Source organism: Jeotgalibaca sp. PTS2502 (assembly GCF_001975685.1).
In the GTDB taxonomy this organism is placed as follows: domain Bacteria; phylum Bacillota; class Bacilli; order Lactobacillales; family Aerococcaceae; genus Jeotgalibaca; species Jeotgalibaca arthritidis.
This window is the reverse complement of the sequence record NZ_CP019433.1, coordinates 993,479-1,008,712: the sequence shown is the minus strand read 5'-3', so window position 1 is coordinate 1,008,712 and position 15,234 is coordinate 993,479. Positions and strand designations below refer to the sequence as shown.

The 15,234-nt window shown below is 39.8% G+C and carries 23 protein-coding genes; 21 read left to right on the top strand and 2 right to left on the bottom strand.

Annotated features, from left to right (window positions below):
- Positions 1 to 23 precede the first annotated feature (23 nt).
- From BW721_RS04925 to BW721_RS04900, 6 genes are all read left to right on the top strand, one after another.
- Complete coding sequence (locus BW721_RS04925) at positions 24 to 716, top strand: 5'-methylthioadenosine/adenosylhomocysteine nucleosidase (protein WP_076766681.1); 693 nt, start codon at positions 24 to 26, stop codon at positions 714 to 716.
- Positions 717 to 1,006: 290 nt separating this feature from the next.
- Positions 1,007 to 2,044, top strand: a complete 1,038-nt coding sequence (locus tag BW721_RS04920; RefSeq protein WP_076766679.1) for a siderophore ABC transporter substrate-binding protein — start codon at positions 1,007 to 1,009, stop codon at positions 2,042 to 2,044.
- A gap of 9 nt (positions 2,045 to 2,053) precedes the next feature.
- Positions 2,054 to 3,064: an ABC transporter permease gene (locus tag BW721_RS04915; protein ID WP_076766676.1), complete on the top strand. Its 1,011-nt coding sequence runs from the start codon at positions 2,054 to 2,056 to the stop codon at positions 3,062 to 3,064.
- A 1-nt stretch (position 3,065) separates the two neighbouring features.
- Positions 3,066 to 4,115 (top strand): iron chelate uptake ABC transporter family permease subunit, encoded by a 1,050-nt coding sequence (locus tag BW721_RS04910; RefSeq protein ID WP_076766674.1) that lies wholly within the window; start codon positions 3,066 to 3,068, stop codon positions 4,113 to 4,115.
- The gene (locus BW721_RS04905; protein WP_076766672.1) at positions 4,112 to 4,864 is read left to right on the top strand and encodes an iron ABC transporter ATP-binding protein; all 753 of its coding nucleotides are present in this window, start codon (positions 4,112 to 4,114) and stop codon (positions 4,862 to 4,864) included. The genes BW721_RS04910 and BW721_RS04905 overlap by 4 nt, the downstream gene beginning before the upstream one ends.
- Before the next feature lie 91 nt (positions 4,865 to 4,955).
- A complete protein-coding gene (locus BW721_RS04900) occupies positions 4,956 to 5,372 on the top strand; it encodes a hypothetical protein (protein ID WP_156892191.1) in 417 nt (138 codons plus the stop codon).
- Between the two features lie 171 nt (positions 5,373 to 5,543).
- Here the strand turns inward: BW721_RS04900 and BW721_RS04895 are convergent, their stop codons facing one another.
- Together BW721_RS04895 and BW721_RS04890 are read right to left on the bottom strand one after the other, a co-directional pair.
- Complete coding sequence (locus tag BW721_RS04895) at positions 5,544 to 6,701, bottom strand: site-specific integrase (RefSeq protein ID WP_076766668.1); 1,158 nt, start codon at positions 6,699 to 6,701, stop codon at positions 5,544 to 5,546.
- 87 nt (positions 6,702 to 6,788) lie between these two features.
- Positions 6,789 to 7,433, bottom strand: a complete 645-nt coding sequence (locus tag BW721_RS04890) for a helix-turn-helix domain-containing protein (RefSeq protein WP_076766666.1) — start codon at positions 7,431 to 7,433, stop codon at positions 6,789 to 6,791.
- 153 nt (positions 7,434 to 7,586) lie between these two features.
- Here BW721_RS04890 and BW721_RS04885 point away from each other — a divergent pair, with 153 nt between their 5' ends.
- The 15 genes from BW721_RS04885 (at position 7,587) to BW721_RS04825 (ending at position 15,230) form a co-directional block, all read left to right on the top strand.
- Positions 7,587 to 7,790, top strand: coding sequence for a helix-turn-helix transcriptional regulator (locus tag BW721_RS04885; protein ID WP_076766664.1), 204 nt, complete (start codon positions 7,587 to 7,589; stop codon positions 7,788 to 7,790).
- A 36-nt stretch (positions 7,791 to 7,826) separates the two neighbouring features.
- On the top strand, positions 7,827 to 8,102 hold the full coding sequence (locus BW721_RS04880; RefSeq protein ID WP_076766662.1) for a helix-turn-helix domain-containing protein: 276 nt from the start codon (positions 7,827 to 7,829) through the stop codon (positions 8,100 to 8,102).
- A 66-nt stretch (positions 8,103 to 8,168) separates the two neighbouring features.
- Positions 8,169 to 8,291 carry a hypothetical protein gene (locus tag BW721_RS12200; RefSeq protein WP_257787747.1) on the top strand — a complete coding sequence of 41 codons (123 nt, stop codon included), beginning with the start codon at positions 8,169 to 8,171 and terminating at the stop codon, positions 8,289 to 8,291.
- A gap of 5 nt (positions 8,292 to 8,296) precedes the next feature.
- Positions 8,297 to 8,668, top strand: coding sequence for a hypothetical protein (locus tag BW721_RS04875; RefSeq protein WP_156892190.1), 372 nt, complete (start codon positions 8,297 to 8,299; stop codon positions 8,666 to 8,668).
- A 367-nt stretch (positions 8,669 to 9,035) separates the two neighbouring features.
- Positions 9,036 to 9,254, top strand: coding sequence for a hypothetical protein (locus BW721_RS04870; RefSeq protein ID WP_076766658.1), 219 nt, complete (start codon positions 9,036 to 9,038; stop codon positions 9,252 to 9,254).
- 12 nt (positions 9,255 to 9,266) lie between these two features.
- The gene (locus tag BW721_RS04865) at positions 9,267 to 10,535 is read left to right on the top strand and encodes an AAA family ATPase (protein ID WP_076766656.1); all 1,269 of its coding nucleotides are present in this window, start codon (positions 9,267 to 9,269) and stop codon (positions 10,533 to 10,535) included.
- A gap of 393 nt (positions 10,536 to 10,928) precedes the next feature.
- Positions 10,929 to 11,387 (top strand): hypothetical protein, encoded by a 459-nt coding sequence (locus BW721_RS04860; protein ID WP_076766654.1) that lies wholly within the window; start codon positions 10,929 to 10,931, stop codon positions 11,385 to 11,387.
- A gap of 241 nt (positions 11,388 to 11,628) precedes the next feature.
- Positions 11,629 to 12,402: a terminase small subunit gene (locus BW721_RS04855; protein ID WP_076766652.1), complete on the top strand. Its 774-nt coding sequence runs from the start codon at positions 11,629 to 11,631 to the stop codon at positions 12,400 to 12,402.
- Positions 12,399 to 12,707 (top strand): hypothetical protein, encoded by a 309-nt coding sequence (locus BW721_RS04850; protein ID WP_076766651.1) that lies wholly within the window; start codon positions 12,399 to 12,401, stop codon positions 12,705 to 12,707. The genes BW721_RS04855 and BW721_RS04850 overlap by 4 nt, the downstream gene beginning before the upstream one ends.
- Positions 12,694 to 13,011 carry a hypothetical protein gene (locus BW721_RS04845; RefSeq protein WP_076766649.1) on the top strand — a complete coding sequence of 106 codons (318 nt, stop codon included), beginning with the start codon at positions 12,694 to 12,696 and terminating at the stop codon, positions 13,009 to 13,011. Before BW721_RS04850 ends, BW721_RS04845 begins: the two co-directional genes overlap by 14 nt.
- A 20-nt stretch (positions 13,012 to 13,031) precedes the next feature.
- The gene (locus tag BW721_RS04840; RefSeq protein ID WP_076766647.1) at positions 13,032 to 13,607 is read left to right on the top strand and encodes a hypothetical protein; all 576 of its coding nucleotides are present in this window, start codon (positions 13,032 to 13,034) and stop codon (positions 13,605 to 13,607) included.
- A gap of 19 nt (positions 13,608 to 13,626) precedes the next feature.
- Complete coding sequence (locus tag BW721_RS11775) at positions 13,627 to 13,767, top strand: hypothetical protein (protein WP_156892188.1); 141 nt, start codon at positions 13,627 to 13,629, stop codon at positions 13,765 to 13,767.
- Between the two features lie 16 nt (positions 13,768 to 13,783).
- On the top strand, positions 13,784 to 14,083 hold the full coding sequence (locus BW721_RS04835) for a hypothetical protein (RefSeq protein WP_076766645.1): 300 nt from the start codon (positions 13,784 to 13,786) through the stop codon (positions 14,081 to 14,083).
- 2 nt (positions 14,084 to 14,085) lie between these two features.
- Positions 14,086 to 14,658, top strand: a complete 573-nt coding sequence (locus BW721_RS04830; RefSeq protein WP_076766643.1) for a hypothetical protein — start codon at positions 14,086 to 14,088, stop codon at positions 14,656 to 14,658.
- Positions 14,658 to 15,230 carry a hypothetical protein gene (locus BW721_RS04825; RefSeq protein WP_076766641.1) on the top strand — a complete coding sequence of 191 codons (573 nt, stop codon included), beginning with the start codon at positions 14,658 to 14,660 and terminating at the stop codon, positions 15,228 to 15,230. Before BW721_RS04830 ends, BW721_RS04825 begins: the two co-directional genes overlap by 1 nt.
- Positions 15,231 to 15,234 lie beyond the last annotated feature (4 nt).

Here is a 15,234-nt window from a genome sequence, read left to right as displayed (position 1 = left end):
AACGTTAAGGAATGTGAATAACTATGATCGGTATTATTGGCGCAATGGAAGAAGAAACACGTGTATTACTTGGTGTAATGTCGAATAAAAAAACAGAAAAAATTCATCATTTAGAATATACCTCTGGCAAAATTGGCGAAACAGATGTTGTCATTACCCAATCAGGAATAGGAAAAGTAAACTCAGCATTGGCAACGGCTTTTTTAATTGATCGTTATCAAGCTGATTTGGTTATTAATACGGGATCAGCAGGAGCGATTAAGTCAGGATTAGCTGTGGGAGATGTCGTTGTAGCTGAGCAATTGGCTTACCATGATGTTGATGCGATGGCATTTGGCTATGAAAAAGGACAAGTTCCTCAGATGCCTGCCCGTTACATGAGCGATGTGAAAAGTGTAGAGGCTATTATGGCTGCTGCTCAAGTGGTAGGGTTGAATCCATCTAGAGGCTTTATTGTATCCAGTGATTCGTTTATCGCTAGTAAAGAAGAAATGAACCGTATTAAGGCAGAATTTCCAGAAGCAGCAGCAACGGAAATGGAAGGAGCATCAATCGCCCAAACGTGTTTTAATATGTCTGTTCCGTTTGTTGTAGTACGAGCGATGTCTGATAGTGCAGATGAAGAAGCATCTATGTCTTTTGATGACTTTATTATCGAAGCTGGAAAAAAATCAGCTGAAATGGTTATTGAATATGTGAAGCGTTATTCTCATTGAGAATGAAAGAGGCGAAAAGCCTCTTTTTTTTGGTTAAAAAAGAATGTGAATGTCATAATTAACAGACTAATTTAATATTATTTTAATGAGAAAGCGCTTTAAATCAATATCTTTGTTGTTTTTTGTATAAACATACAGTAGAATAAGCCTTAAGTTAATTGAGAATGATTCTCAATTAGAATCATTCTCATTAAGAGTTATCAGAAAAGGTATTGTGGGAAAAAGGTAAGCCATTCTAATAGGGCTTAAAAAATAAATCATTTGAGTTATAGAGATAGGGAGAGAGACAGATGGGAAAAAATAAATTGGTTAAATGGTCATATAGTATGGCTGTAGCAGCCTTATTCTTGGGGGCGTGTTCAACAGCGAATGAAATAACAGAAGCAGTAGAATCAGCTACAACGGAATCCATTGTTGAGTCATCAGTTGAAGAAGTTGCAACAACAGTGGCTATTACCGATGCACATGGTACTGTAACAGTTCCAATCAACCCTAAAAATGTAGTTGTGTTAGATAACCGTACCTTTGAAACATTAGCTGATTGGAGTATTGAATTAGCTGCTGTACCTAAAGGTGTCATGCCAGCAGACTCTCCTTATGTGAGTGACGAAAATGTGAAGGATATTGGTAACCACCGCGAACCTAATCTTGAAATTATTGCAGCAGTTGAACCAGAGTTGGTTATTGTTGGACAACGTTTTGCTAGTTATTACGAGGAAATAAAAGAACTTGTACCGAATGCAGCTGTTATTGATTTGAATATTGATGTTTCTGAAGACTCAGAAACACCTGGTGAAAATCTTGTTAATGGATTAAAAGATTCTACTGTATCCCTAGGACAAATCTTTGAAAAAGAAGCCGAAGCAGAACAACTAATTGCAAACTTTGATGCAGCAATTGAGGCTGCTAAGTCAGTATACAATGGAACAGACACAGTGATGAGTTTAGTTGTTTCAGGCGGGGATATTGGATTCTCTGCACCACATTCTGGACGTGTTTGGGGACCAATGTATGAGATCTTTGGTTGGGTACCTGCACTAGAAGTTGAGAAATTTTCTTCTGATCATGAGGGGGATGACGTTTCTGTTGAGGCAATTGCTCAAAGTAATCCAGATTGGATTTTTGTTCTTGACCGTGATGCAGCAGTATCATCCAACGAAGATGCTGTCCCTGCGCAAGACGTGATTGATAATGCACCTGCTTTGCAAAATGTAACAGCTATTACTGAAGGACAAATTGTCTACGCACCAAATGATACTTACAACAATGAATCAATTCAAACTTACCTTGAACTGTTTAGCAACTTAGCTGAAATATTAGCGAAATAGTGATTGCTTATGGATAAGCAATCAATTAAAGACATGACAAGTACTGAGCTTGCTCAGTCCTTGCGTCATGGTCGAAAAAAAGTATTTACGAAAGCATTTGCTCTGACTTGTATCTTGGTTCTGTTGCTAGCGCTTCTATCGTTAATGATAGGTGCTTATGATATTAGAGGGAATGATGATGGTTGGACTATGTTTTTTATTACCCGAGTTCCTCGCACCATATCCTTAATGTTAACTGGAGCGGCTATGTCAATGACTGGTTTAGTCATGCAGATGATTACACAAAATAGGCTCGTTGAATCATCAACAACTGGAACGGTTGAGTGGGCAGGTTTAGGATTAGTATTTGTTTATTTATTTTTCCCCGCACCATCTCTTGTCTTAAGGATGACTGGGGCTATTATATTTTCGTTTGTTGGAACATTAATCTTTTTCTTTTTTTTACGAAAGGTAAAACTTAAATCTTCTTTAATCGTCCCTATTATTGGCATTATGCTGGGAGCCATTGTTTCCGCCGTTTCTACTTTTATTGGCTTAGCCTTTAATATGAGTCAGAATGTGGAAAGTTGGTTTGTTGGTTCATTTGCTTCTGTTCAGTTTGGACGATATGAGTATTTATGGTTGATTGTTTTAGTGACAGTCATTATTTTTATCTATGCTGATCGATTAACATTAGCCGGGTTGGGTGAAGAGGTTACGACATCTGTTGGAGTTAACTATAACCAGATTATTTTAGTAGCAACCTTATTAATTTCAATTGCAGTGGGAATTGTCTCGGCAGTTATTGGAAATTTACCCTTTATTGGACTCATTGTGCCAAATATTGTATCCATGTATCGTGGAGATGATATTCGAAGTAATTTGCCATGGGTATGGTTATTGGGAATGGGAATTGTTATGATTTGTGATGTTATCTCAAGAATAATTATTGCGCCATTCGAAGTCCCTGTATCGCTTATTTTAGGAACGGCAGGCTCTGTTATCTTTATCATTATTTTACTTAGACAAAGGAGACGATAAGATGCAAAAGTTATCGGCATATAGAAAGAATAACCAAATAGCAACTAAAAGCCGATCGACTGGCGCTTTTCGTTCTGCTAAGGAAGAACAACGATACTGGCTATTGCTCATTATTTTACTTAGCTTAGCTATCTTAGCTTCCTATGGTCTATTGGTTTATAAAAATCCGGTAGCAGTAACATCACCATCATTTTTGCCGATTGTAAAAAGGCGAACGACAGCACTAACGGCTATGGTGATTGTTGCACTTTGCCAAAGCTTATCAACGGTCGCTTTTCAATCTATTACAACGAATCGAGTGGTTACTCCCTCTTTGTTAGGGTTTGAAGCACTTTATGTTTCGATTCATACAGCCACTATGTTTTTCTTCGGAGTGACAGCCTTTGTTGGCTTTACAGGTTTAGTGCCATTTATTATTCAAGTTGTCGCTATGGTGTCACTCTGCTTACTACTTTATGGTTGGCTATTATCAGGAAAATATGGTGATTTACAGCTGATGTTATTAGTTGGGGTCATTATCGGTAGCGGATTACGTTCGCTGTCATCCTTTATGAAGCGGATTTTAACGCCTTCGGAATATGATCTGTTACAAGCGCGTTTACTGGGATCAGTTAATAATGCTGATGCTGATTATTTTCCTATTGCAATTCCAATTGTGATGCTTGCAGTTATCCTGTTATTTGTTTATTCTAAGCGTTTAAATGTTGTCGCACTGGGGAAGGATATGTGTCAAACCCTTGGTGTTCGGTATCAAGCGAGTGTTATCTTTATACTCGTTATTGTTGCCGTGTTGATGTCTATTTCAACAGCTCTAGTTGGACAATTGACATTCTTTGGTTTTTTAGTTGCCACGCTCACTTATCAAGCAGCACCGACTTACGACCATAAGTATGTGTTCCCAATGGCATTTGTTATTGGTTATGTCATTATTACAGTTGCCTATTTCTTTATGTATCATGTATTTAATGCTCAAGGTGTCGTATCGGTCATTATTGAAATTTTTGGTGGCTTAACATTTTTAATTGTCGTACTAAGGAAGGGTTCATTATGATAGAAATAACAGATGTGAAAAAAGCATATTCTAAAGATGTCCAAATTGGACCCTTAACTGTCACCATTCCTAAAGCAGGTCTGACTTCTTTGATTGGACCAAATGGAGCGGGAAAGTCAACGACTTTATTAATGATTGGTCGGCTACTAGAAATGGATGACGGTCATATCAAAATTGCTAATATGGACGTGTGCCAAACAAAATCAGCAGATCTGGCTAAAATTTTAACCATACTGCGCCAAGAAAATCATTTTATTACCCGTTTAACGATTCGACAATTAGCAGGTTTTGGCCGTTTTCCTTATTCAAAAGGGCGATTAACAAAAGAAGATGAAGCTATTATTTCTAAGTACATTGATTTTTTAGGTTTAACAGAATTAGAAAACCGTTATCTCGATGAAGTTTCTGGTGGACAAAGACAACGTGCTTATGTGGCGATGGTTTTATGCCAAGAAACGGATTATATTTTATTGGATGAACCTTTGAACAATCTCGATGTTGCTAGTTCAGTCCAGATGATGGAGCATTTGAGATATGCAGCTAAGGCGTTTGGCCGTACGATTGTAACGGTTATGCATGATATTAACTTTGCTGCTAAGTATTCTGAACACATTTGTGCAATGAAGAATGGACAAATTGTCAGATTTGGAACTGTTAATGAGGTTATGAAAGCAGATGTTTTATCGGATATTTTTGGAACAGCCATAGAAGTCATTGAAGGGCCACATGGGCCAGTAGCGATTTATTAATATCCATTTTTTTAGCCCTCACGCGACATATTTTATAATCATCATCTGAGCTATAATAGATACATCATTCATTAGTAAAAGAGAGAAGGTAATGACTATGCTGAAAAGGAAAGTTGGATGCATCATCATACTTGTTGCTCTAATTGTCAGTGTTACATTAATCGACAAAAGTGAAGATGGTATTTTCATCGTATCTAAACAGGATATTCCTCAATCAATTGAAGTGATTAGGCATTATTCAGAAGGGGAAACAGTGCTTTACAAACATCCAACAATTATAATGGATTCTGAAAAGATAGCATCAGATACTAATAGTGGAGAAAGTAAAATTAGCTTAACGATTGGTCAGCAAACAGAAGATATTATTTCTTATGTTGACTCAAATGTAAATAGATTTAATATAAAAATTAAGGTGGTATCCTATGATGAATTAACAGGTGAAATCAGCATACGACTATCTTACCGAGATGGTCTAGAAAAGATAAGTAAACCAATGACCTTCAAATAAAAACCCCCCGTCTTGGATATCCAAGACGGGGGGTTAAAATTAAGATTAACCTAATTTGTTGTAAGGTTCAATCATTTCACAGGATAGTCTATAAACGTTGGTATGACTGGACTTTTAAGCCGTTCTCTCAAATGCCTGGAAAAAATTAATGCCATAAAAAATGCCATTGTCTCAGTTTTCCATAAATTTGAGGAATTTGTCAGCCGTTTCTTCCTTAGTCTTTTCGGTTACGTGGGTATAGATATCCATCGTTGTTTTTATGTTCGCATGCCCGAGCCGTTCTTTTACTTCCTGGAGCGACGCACCCGCCTCGAACAACAGGGAGGCATGCGTATGCCGGAACCCGTGAACCGTTATTTTCTTCAGGTCATTCTTTTGGAGAACATCCCTCAGCCAGTAGAACACAGCAGACGGGCGTATGTGCGTATTGCGATAGGTTGTAAAGATTGGCTGGTTAGGCCTGTTCGTATTGATGCCGAGCTTGAGATACTTTTCCAGCTGATCCTTACGCCATCTTTTTAGCAGTGCCAGCGTCTCATCATCCAAACTGATAGAGCGAATGGATGCCTCTGTCTTTGGTGTGTTAACAATGACCTTTTTTAAGCCGATTGCGAGCGTTTTATTGATATGCAGCTGTTTACGTGTGAAATCAATATCGGTCCAGTTCAGCGCCAGTATTTCACTCTTACGGGCACCAGTGTACGCTGCAAGTCGGAAAAACACCACTTTCTTCAGGTCTTTTACTTTAGAGGCGCAATCCATGAACGTCCGCAGTTCGTCCCGGGTGTAAAAGCCATCCTCCTGCTCATATTGCGCCTTTACTTTCTTTTTCTTCTTAGGAATGATAACTTTTTTAGCAGGGTCTATATTACTGATCCCGCTATTATTAGCGAAACGGTAAACCATGGAAACATAACTGTTCATGAGTTTATACATACCGACTTGACCGGCCCATTTGTTGACTGCTTTTTGAACCTGGGCGACCGTTATGTTGTTGATGCGGTACTTGCCCAACGATGGTAAAATGTAGTCATTGAAGTAGTATTTTGTCATGCGCAGCGTGTTCTCTTTGACGGTGTGCCGGTATTGATCCACCCACAGCTCATATACTTCCTTGAAAGTGATGTTATCGTTATCCGTTTTACTGAGGCCGTTCTTGTCTATATCCAGCATTAACCTGGAGAGGGCAAGGTCGGCCTCTTTTTTCGTCTTAAATCCGGAGCGCGTTGTCTTTTTAGGCTTTCCAGTCATTGGATCGATGCCTAAGTATGCCTGGAACTTGTATGCCGCAGAGCCGTCTTTTTTCGTGTATTTTGTAATGCTTGCCATATTCTTTTCCTCTTCTCTTGCACCGCAGGGCAACAGGGCTTTAAAGAGGTGGCCTTATCCCGAGTGGTTACGGGGTGGGCCATTATATTATTGATTATTTTTAATATTATCTGTTTTGTTGATCGCCTCTGTCAAAATCTCAGTGAGCTTTTCATGCAGGGTTGCATCCATACCGTCTTTATATACTGTTACATCATGGCCAGCTTTTAAGTCCAAGAACATATTGTCAACAGTACTTAATAAGTCCTTTAAGGTGTTGTAAGTAATATTAATGGCGCCTTTATTTGAGTCGTCTTCTCCGCGTAGAAAGCGGAAAATCGTTTCATTGGCAAGCTTTTTCATTGCTTCAATCTCTGAGTGGCTGAAACCATACTCTTTAACCAGGGTTGTAAACTGAAATTTCAACTCTTTTAATTGAGATGGGTCTTTAAGTAGCAGGGTGACAAAGCTGTCAGGATCTTCATCTTTTATTAAATCCTCGATAAAAGTATCCAAGAATGTAGCGGCATACTCTCCGATATCCCCATATAAAAGCTCATCGACTGAAATACCTCCAGCGTCTGCAATGATATCCAGTCTTTTTCTGTTAGGGAGATTGAGTCCGCTTTCCCAGCGTGAAACGATCCCTTTTTTAGCGCCATCTACCATTTCGCCAAATTCAGTTTGAGTTAAATCCAATTTAGTGCGTATATCAAAGATTCGTCGACCAACTTTGCGTAAATCAGGTTTCATTTATGTAGCACCTCCTTTAACTTGATTATACATTAAACTAAATCGGAATTAAACAAAAAGTTATAAAAGTTTCGTTTTTTAATTGACTTTGCTTGAGATTTATATTAGTATGAAGTTATAAAAGTTACGTTTTGTAGAAAGGAGGGCTATAAAATGGCTAACAGAATAGCCGGATACAGAAGGATGTTAGGAATGAATCAAAAGGATCTTGCTAAGGACTTTGGCATATCAGTACAAGCCTACTCAGCGAAAGAAAGAGGTGTAACTTCTTTTAAGGATTCAGAAAAAGCAAGGTTTAAGGAATTATTGAAAACTTTGTTCCCTGATATTACTATTGATGAAATTTTTTTTGACTAAAGGTTATAAAAGTTACGTTATAAGGAGGTGAACAAAATGGCAGAGCTGACGCTTAATGTATCTGATGACCTACAGCATCAAATAGAGGGCCTGCTAAGGCAAGCGGCTCTTAAAGTCATCGAAGAGGTATCAAGCAACGAGCTTCATAAGAAAGACTATTTCAATAAGAAAGAGGCTGCCGCATACCTGGGCATATCCTACAAAAGTCTCCAGAAACTCATCCTCATGGGGTTACCGATGGTTCAGGTAGATAATATGACGCTCATCGCAAAAAACTCTATCAATGAATTCATGGCTGATTTAGAAAGATAAACAAAAAAATAAGCATCCGCAGGGCAGCAGAGCTTAAACATGAGTATAAGTGAAAGGGTGTTAGTTATGACAATTTTAGAAGAAACGTTTCTGGGTGGTTTGTTGGTGGGTATTACTGTGACGCTTGTAGCTCTTAAAATGTGGCTCCTAGTGTTGGAAATGGTAGAAGAACAAAAAAATAGGGGGTAATGATGATGATGATGGGGAACAGAGAAGTTGGTACGTGGTTACCTTTGGAAAAAGAAGCTATTAAAAAACAGGCCTGGTCTGCCCAGGATGATGTAGACGTCTTTCTTTCAGACTCAAAGGGAAGCATAGAAAAAATGCGTGTGCTTGTCGATCAGATGACAGAAGACTGGTCAGAGTATGCTGATGAAATAGAGGCAGCGCCAGAGGATAGTGTAGGCGTTTATGTAAAGATGGCCATGATGAAGCTCTCTCAGCGCCATGAGGTTTATCTTGACTTGATGAGCGAGATTTTAATGAATCAATCAAACGAACTGGAACAAGCAAAACTTAATAACAGTAAGCTGCAGAAACTACAAAAAATGGATGCATCCCTTTGAGCCGACGAAACTCAGATGCATCCAGACTAGAAAGTGGGTACTTTTTGTGTACCTATTTTCTGTCATTATAACATATTCAAAATGTAAAGTATAGAACCTTTACAGGAGGTGGGAAACTTTTGGAAGAAATAAAACTAACACACGATGGCCAGTTAGCCATTGCGACGGCCTACTCACGTAAAGCTAGCAAGTGGAAGAACGGATAAACAACCTGGTCACAGTTCTTGCAGCGCTTAAATAAACCAACTGAGACAAGCGAAACAGTTGCCGAGTATAAACAGATGAATGAAATTGATGATCGTATAAGTTGGGTGGCCAATATCATGGAAATTGAAAGAGGATATAACAGAAAATGGAGGAAAAAATAATGGAACAATCAAAGGCTGAAACAGTGAAGGATCAAGTACAAAGTATTTATTCAATTACACAATCAGAAATTACAAATGAAGATGGGACACCAATTTCAGTAGCAGACCTTCAAGACTTAGTTTATCAAGAAGTAGCTTACTTAGCTGACCTACTCAATTTAGTTCATCGTTTAGTGAGTGCCATGAATGATGCTAATGAGGAGCTATTAACTTTATGAGAGTGAATATAGTTGAAAGAAGGTGAAAATGTGCAAAATGAACAAGGATTAACGATTGAGAACTCTTCTAGCAGATGGAATCAAGCTAGCCTTTTATCTGCTTCTTTAATAAAAGGATTATTAAGAAAAAATCAAAAAATGATGATTGCTGCACCGCCTAGATCATTAAAGACAAGTGTGTCACTTCAGTTGTGCAAAGCGATTGCTGACGGTGAAAAGTGGCTAGGTTGGGAAGTTAAACAAGGAGATGTCCTCATTGTCGGATGTGGTGCTGATAAGCAAAATATGTTAAATCGGATTTCACGACTGTATGAGAAAGTGGAAGAGAGCAAAAGTTATGAATTCATTGATTATGTGACCATTAAAGGCGAAACATCAATGCCAACTGTTATTAATCAGGTTATTGATTCGGTTCGAAAACAAGGCAAAACATACCGCTTAATTATTTTGGACTCAATCGATTATGTGCAGCCATTAGAGGGGTATTCAGTACATTCTACTATTGCAGCATTAGATAGATTAACGATTGAATGTAATTGCTCTGTGGTTGTTACTCATACGGTTAGAAGAGAGTTTTCAGATAAGTCTTACATCGATAACTTAAATGTTATTCATAACGATATTCTCTTATCACTATTTGATACATACATTGAGTTTGTAGAAATAAAATTAAAGGACAAGCACTTAAACGATTTACAGGTTAACCAGGTAAAGAATTATTTTACAGAAGTCTTAAAAGAACATCGATTTGATTATTACAAGGAGAATATAACTGATAATTTCTTTAAAAAAGAAAGGAGCGTTGACGAGCTAAGAAGGCATTTAGAAATTGCCATCCGTGAAAGTGAGGAAAAACGTACACTTGATTTTTTCGACAGCTTATTTACCCCAATAAAAAACGATACGTATTGGCAGATGGTAGCTTATTCAAGCGGAATTTTTTATCCACAAACAGAACAGTATATTTTTCGCTATCCACTATTAAAAGAGGATGCAGACGGTTTATTAACGAATTATAGTACGGGAGTTTTCGCCTTTTGGGATAGCAAATCATCACAAGAGTCACCACCAGAAGAGGTGTCGTACATTAAAACAGAAAAAGCTAATAAAGAATTAACGGCAGCTTGTGAAAAGTTTGAAAAAGAAAACGGTACGGGCGAAACCCCACATAAGAAGGATATTGCCAGAATTATAGGAATGAGTGAAAAAACAGTAGAAAGACGAGTTGAAGAATCAGATATATTTTATATGGAAAAAGGAAAAATATTTAAATTTATCTAGTAAGACAAGGACAAACTAAAGGCAAAAGTAAGACATAGCAAAGGACAAAAAGTCATTTGTCCATATTTTTAGAGAACTTTTAAGACAAGGACAAACTAGAGACAAACATTATAAATTGTCGCATTTAGACAAGGACAAATAAGGGACAAACCTTTATATATAGCCTTTTAGACAAATAGCGACAATTAAAGCTAGACAACTGTGAACCCCAATTACAACATTCCATGTTTGTAATTTCGGAGACAGAAAACGTGTGTCAGTTAGTTTGAACAAAGGACTTTCGGCTTAGGCAATTGCCGAAAGGGTCCTATGTTCATGAAACACTAACAGGCGAAAATAAAAAGAAAAAAGACAGCGACAATTTTGTTTGTCCTAAAAAGGTAGGTGAGGAATATGGAGATTAAAAAACGATTTAGGGAAATTAAAGATGTTAGGTTCATGGAAAGTCAGTACATGCCTTACAAAGAAGACCGGGCAGAAGTATTAGAGTGGCTAAAGAATAATGAATCATTTCTAAGTTATGTTAAAAAAATGGCTTTTAAGATGATGGAATATGATCCAGGCACTCGTAAATGGCAAGGGGTAAATTATGGTAAAGATGAAAGAGAATTATATTCAGAAGGTTGCACGACTGGATGGAGCGTAAATCTTTATACCAACATAGAAGCCAGTGGTATTGATTTGTTACCACCACAGAAAACACATAAGTTTCATATATATGCTGATGATGAGTTGATAGCCTATCTAAAGCAAGAAGAGAAGCTGATTCGATTCTTTGAAAAATGCGCTATATGGAATCGTTACATCGTAAAGGATGAGGTTGGTTGGGTTGGGTGTAACAACAAATTTTAGGGGGTGGAAATAATTAAAAATAGTCATTCCCCAGTTCTTTCAGAAGACGATGTAATAGAAGCTGCTTTCGATAGCAAAAGATTAGTTATGCATAGCTAGATGGCAAAGGTTCATTTTTCAAGTATTGGAGGTGGTGCAGTGGATGCAAATAAAGCCTTAAGTTAGATCACGTATGCAATACGCAATAAGAGGGAGACAGCGGCTCTCCCTCAACTTATTAAAGAACAGAGGTGAAAAGTTATTGATTGATTGGGATCCAATACGTAAGGAATATGAAGAGACGGCCATTAACATGACAGACCTGGCCAACAAGTACGGCATCAAGCCCGCGACACTCCGAAAAAGAAAGTCACGTGACAACTGGGAAAAAGTCACACAGGACGTGACTAAGAAAGTGACGCGTGACCTGCAGCGGGAGACGGAGGAGGTTCTCAGTGAGTCCGATCTCTCAGACATAGAAGAAAGGTTCTGTCTTGAGTATATGGTGGACTTCAACAAAACCCAGGCATACATGCGGGCACGACCTGGAACAGCTTATAACTCAGCAGCAACCAGCGCACAGCGGTTGTTCCAAAAAGATAAAGTCCAGGAACGCCTGGCCGAACTACGCGACGCAAAGGCTAACGAGCTCTTTTTTACTGCTATGGACCTGGACGCGCAACTCCTGAAGCAGGCTATGGCCGATATGAGGCAGTTTGCTGAATGGGGTACTGAAGAAATAACGTCCGAGGAGTATACCGCCGAGGGTCTAAAGATTGAACACAAGAAAATAAAGCCGTTCCTGCGCTTCAAGAATTCGGAGCAGGTAGATGGCCAGCTCATCCAAGAGGTGAGCCTCGGCCGTGACGGCTTACGCGTGAAGCTTCCTGATAAGCAGCGTGCCATCGCCGAGCTACTGAAACGCTTTGACTTTGGGGATGATGATCCGGGCGAAGCATACGAAAATGACGGCTTTATGGAAGCTTTGAACGCAACAGCTGCAGAATTGTGGCCAGAAGAGGAGGATTACACTTGAAAAAATCAACAGAAATAGACGACATCAAAGAGAGCCTGGACTTTGCTTTAGATGAGCTGAAAGGATTAGCTGGCTCCTTGCAATTGGCTACAATCGCATCCAATGCCATGAACCGAGTAGCAGAAAAGCCTGGCGAGGATGCGGCTAAAAGTCTACAACGCGCTGCGAAGATTGGACTGCCTGAAATCATGGACGTCCAGCGGAATTGCTACCGACGCATTAAAATTGTGGAGGATCTCCTACAGACCGAAGTTGTGAACTTGATCCGCTTGACGAAGGAGGCAGCCGACGATGAAAGAGTCTAGTTTCGGAGCAGTACGCCCCGTTGTGGCCGTTATCTTGAAAGAGTATCCGGATATGGTTTTGCGCCCAGGAGCAAGCGGCGTGCGTGCCTTGATTGCAACCTATGAAGATGAAGACTGTAGAAAGCTTCAGTCTGTGACCGTTTCAATGCTGAAAGGCAAAAGCTTTTCTGTTCCTGCCAGCGAAGTCGAGCATATTAAAGAAGCAGTCAGCACGTCTAAACGATCCGATGATGAGAACTGGCAAGAACTTGAGGACGCGGCTTTCCATTACCGAAACACCATAGCAGACATATTTGAGTTTTAGAAATAGGGGGAAAAGGATGCATGGGCTATGAAGTGACAGAGGCGGACCTGGCAACAATCAGAAGGGTAGTAGTGGAGTTAGTGGCCGAAGACTATGACCTGCCTACTGCAAAGACAAAAAGTGAAGGAGAAAAGGAAGAAGAACATGAGAAGTTTTTCCGCAATACGAAGCTCCTCCTGCAGAACTACAGGAAGATGAAAGAAGATGCGCAGCACCTCCCTATCATTGAGGATCAAATGCTTTTTGATATAGAAACAGTGATTTTCGGAGGTAACAAAGACATTGATGTAATCCTGCAGTCAAAACAGAAGAGTGCGGCCATGCTGCAGTACGTGGATGCATCCATTGCTGCCTATAAAAAGATATGTACATCTTATGCGTATCAGTGGGATGGTACGTTCAGCAACAACCCACAACTTGAGGACAGTTTTAGAGTAATGAAGTGGTTCTACCTAGATTATTACTCAACCTACAAGCCGCGCATAACTGAGAATCCTTTCGGAATTAACCGCTCTAATTTTTATAGACAGCTGGACAAAGCCACGAAGGACCTTTCAGTTATCTTGTTCGGAATGGACTCAGAAGTATTTGATTAAGAAGAAAAGAGGTGATCGGATGCGGTACCTGCAGTATACAGTTACTTTTATCGCTGCATTGTTACTCATTGCATCCATACTGGCTATTTTTGCCCTGGTGGCTGGGGTCTTAATTTATGGGGCGATGGTTGTCTGGCATTTTATAGAAATGGGCGTCTAGCCTGGGAGGTGAAACAATGAAAAAGAAAGCCATCATCAAAGCATATAAACGACAGAAAAAAGAGAAAAAAGCAGCGATTATCAAGAAAGTGAAGAACCCCAAAACCTTTCAAGATGATTTTGTTAGCCGCATTGCCGTATGGATGCATCAACAAAACCCGGAAGCCCCGGAGTCCGTCGCTCTGGAACGCGAACCGCTGCAAGATATATTTGAAACGATCTTCCTGGAGAAGATGAAGCGAAACCTCACAGAAAACGAGTGGCGGATCGCGAACAAGATTATTGATGACACATTAAAAAATGCGGAGAGTGAATAATTATGATAAACATTACAGGAGCAACAGAACTACTACAGGCACAGCAATCAACTTTTGAGGCTTTACATGCGACAATCGCCCAGGCTGAGGAGGCGCTAGACATTGCCAACGCAGAACTCACTGCACTGGCAGACAGCAGCACCCTGGAAGAACTACAGGCACGCAATGATCAAGCTGAAAAAGTAGCATTGCTGCAGGAAATACTTAGAAAAGCTCAGGATAACTACGACAGGATTCATGAGGAAAACGGTCCGCTGGTATTGGAAGATGCGACCCATATCATCCGAGAGCATCGTAACGCTATCAAAGATAAACATTTAGATGATTATGCTTTGATCAGACAGAAAGAGGCAGAAATAGAAGCGCTCAAGGAAACGATCAACCAAAGTGAGCGGGCAGAAAAAGCAGCGATGCATCAATTTATTTCAGAAGTGCGTCCCTACTTGCCGGAGAATCTCTTTAACCCGGACGGATCCCGCCAAATGTTTAATACACCAGAATCATTTTTAAGCAATTATGCCGAGAATGGCAATAGACAACCCGCAGAACTATTTACTAAAGGAGGACAAAACTAATGAACTACGCAACGAAATTAATGGAAACAGCTCAGAAAGCAAAGATAAAAATCGAGGTACTACAGGCACAAAAACAAGAGGCTAACACAGCTCATTTCAACAGACGGATAACGGACGAAGTGCATTATGAAACTCTTGCGGACTTAGATCGCAATATCGCTAACGCGCGAAATGCCTTTTACAACGAGATGCATTCTCTTCGGGGAAGCTATGAAGCTGCAGCTGCTAAGTGGGACACGCTGGACCCTGAGAAGCTGACCAGCGACGTCAACCTTTTGAACAGCCCTATTAAATTAGCGGAGTCCGATTACACAAAACTGCTGGAGAAACATAAAGATAATCGAACCATGCTGCGCGCCATTATGGACTCAGCAGCAGCGAACAAAGTAGAATTTACAACGCCAGGCGGCGGGGTACTCGTTAGTGCCGATTTAAAGTTAGCGGCCTTTGATGATTTTAGCCAAAGCTTAACGCAAGGCATTGAAAGCGTGGTTTCTGGCACAGGCTTAAATTTTGGAGTGATGGAGTCCATGACAGACGTTTCAAGCTTGGACGTTGCCTTAAACGTCTAATACC